The following is a 2,933-nucleotide window of genomic DNA, read 5'->3' as shown; positions in this document are numbered from 1 at the left end:
CTGCTGGGCCGCGCTGGCCGGGCCCGCCCGCAGCGAGCCGGCGGGCGTGGAGGTGTTCCACTGGTGGGTGGCGGGCGGCGAGCGCGCCAGCATGGACGCGATCCGCGACTTCACGCGCCAGCGGGGCCTGGCCTGGAAGGAAGACTTCTCGCCCGGCAGCGGCACCGCGCGCTACACCGACGTGCTGGCAGCCCGCGTGCGCGCGGGGCGGGTGCCCACCGCCGCGCAGATGATCGGCTACGAGATCCACGAATGGGCGCGGCGCGGGCTGCTGGACAACCTGAACGACGTCGCCGCGCGCGAGGAATGGGACGAGGTCGTCCCCAACGAGATCCAGCAGCTCTCCAAATGGCAGGGCCAGTGGGTGGCGGCCCCGTTCAACGCGCATTCCACCAATTGGCTCTGGGTCAACCAGTCCCTGGCGCGCCGGCTGGGAGCCGCCGCGCCGCCCGACACCTGGGACGACCTGATCGCCCTGCTGGACCGGGCCCGCGCCGCCGGCATCCAGCCGCTGGCCATCGGCAAGGAAGCGTGGGAACACACGCTGCTGTTCGAATCGGTCGCGGCCGGCACCGGCGGCGCGGCGTTCTACCGGCGCGCCTTTCTCGACCTGGACCCGACCGCGCTCGACGCCCCGGTCACCACCGTGATCTTCGAGCGCATGCGGCAACTGGCCCGGTACCTGGACGCGGGCTTCATGCGCCGCCGCTGGGACCAGGCCACCGACCTCGTCGCCGGCGGGCAGGCCCTCCTGCAGGTGCAGGGGAGCTGGGTGGACGGCGAGTTCAAGGTGCGTGGCATGCTGCCCGACCGCGACTACCAGTGCTGGCGCTTTCCCGACACCCAGGGCATGTACCTTTTCAACAGCGACCAGTTCGTCTTCTTCAAGCAGCCCGCACGCCAGCGCGCGGCGCAGGAGCGCTTCGCCTCCATCCTCATGGACCCGGACCTGCAGGTGGCCGTGAACGTGCGCACCGGCGCGGCGCCCGCGCGCGTGGACGTGCAGCAGGCCCCGTTCAACCGCTGCGGCCAGGGCGCCATCATCGACCTGCGCGGCGCCAACATGCGCCGCACCCTCATGGGCTCCATCGCCATGGGCAATGCCCATCCCTCCGCGGTAAAGGCCGCCGTCTACGACGTGGTCACCCGCCACCTGCAGGGGCGGCTGGACACACCCGGCGCCGTGGCGGCGCTGCGCGCGGCCATCGCCCGCAAGCCCTGACCCCCACCCGCACGCCGCTTTTGCGCCCACCCTTCCACGGAGCGACCATGTCCTTGTCCCGGTATGTCCTGCGGTCCTTCTCCCACCTGCCGCTCACCGCGAAGATCGTCTTTCTCGTGGGCCTGATGGGTGTCATCTCCACGGCATCGATGCTCTACGCCACCAGCAAGATGCGCGGCATCGACCAGCAATACAACGCGCTGATCGAGCGCGAGGCGCAGAGCGCGCTGCACATCGGCGATGCCGCCCTGCTGCTGAGTGAATCGAGCCGCCTCGTGTATGCCGTGCTGACCGAGCAGGACGAGGCCACCATGCGCGCCGCCCTGACCCGCCTGGCCCAGCTGCAGGCCCAGTTCAACCAGCAGATCGACACCACCGAAGCCCTGGTGCCCGCCAATGCCGCGCAGCTGCAGTCCATCCGCCAGCGCGCTACGGCGGCCTTCGCGCTGGCCGCGCGCATCGTCGACGCCGCATCGCGCTGGCGTGGCGACCGGGCACTGCAGATCATCCACGGCGAGTTCGAGCCCGCCCTGCGCGCGCTGCAGCGGGACATGAACCAGCAGCGCAACGACTCCGTCACGCAGTTCCAGGAATCGTCCGTGCGGCTCGGACAGGTCACGCGCGACACCATCCTGACCACCGCGCTGGCCGTGGGCATCGGCCTGGCCCTGGTGATCGCGCTGTCGTCCTGGGTGGCCGTCTTCCAGATCTCCCGCCCCATCCTGCGGCTCACGCGGCACATGGAGCGGCTCACCGACCGCGAATACGACGACACCGTCACCGGCACCGAGCGGCGCGACGAAGTGGGCACCATGGCCAAGGCGCTGCAGGTGTTCAAGGAAAGCATGCAGCGCGCCGACCGCCTGGCGATCGAGGTGGCCGCGAGCGCCGAGGCGCGCCGCCTGTCCGAGCAGCTCGTGGACCTGACCGGCGCCATCCCGGGCGCCGTGTTCCAGATGCATGTGCGCCCCGATGGCTGGCAGCGCTTTCTCTTCGTGAGCGACAAGGCCGCCGAACTGCAGGGCCGCCCCGCGCACGAACTGCTGCGCCTGGAAGGCCCCGTCGAGCAGACCTACGGCCTGCCGCCGTCCGGGCAGGACGCGCTGCGCGAGCGCTTCGAGCACAGCCTGCGCACCTTGCAGCCGCTGGACTTCGACGTCGAGGTGGCGCACGGCGACCGCACGCGGTGGCTCAAGACCCTGGCCACCGCGCGGCGCCTGCCCGATGGCGCCGTGCTGTTCAACGGCGTGTGGCTGGACGTCACCGAGCAGAAGAACCAGGCCCGCGCGCTGGCCCAGGCCGCCGAAGAGAAGGCCACCTTCCTGGCCGTGATGAGCCACGAGATCCGCACCCCGTTGAACGCCATCCTGGGCCTGGCCCAGCTCGCGCTCAAGGACGAGGCCCTGGCCCCGCCGCAGCGCGAGCGCATGGACCAGATGTACCGCGCCGGCCGCCGGCTGCTGGGCATCGTCAACGACACGCTCGACTTCTCCAAGATCGACGGCGGCCACCTCGTGCTGGAAACCGTGCCGTTCGAGCTGCCCACCCTGCTCGCCGACCTGTCGGAACTGTTCGACGACAAGGCCAAGGCCAAGGGCCTGCGCTTTCACGTGGCAGTGGCCGAGGGCGTGCCACCCTACCTGCTGGGCGATCCGCACCGCATCGGGCAGGTGCTGGTCAACTTCGTGAACAACGCCATCAAGTTCACCGA

At 70.6% G+C, this 2,933-nt stretch carries 2 protein-coding genes; both read left to right on the top strand.

Annotated elements, in window-relative coordinates; translation table 11 throughout:
- Positions 1-1,222 (top strand): ABC transporter substrate-binding protein (locus AC27IQ_RS21590; RefSeq protein ID WP_487090733.1); only part of this gene is annotated, 1,222 nt, incomplete at its 5' end.
- A gap of 47 nt (positions 1,223-1,269) precedes the next feature.
- A partial coding sequence (locus AC27IQ_RS21585; protein ID WP_487090732.1) for a sensor histidine kinase occupies positions 1,270-2,933 on the top strand: 1,664 nt, incomplete at its 3' end.

It is taken from the genome of Acidovorax sp. KPB24-07 (assembly GCF_057543315.1).
The sequence above is the reverse complement of the archived record's forward strand: the minus strand, read 5'-3'. Positions and strand labels throughout refer to the sequence as shown.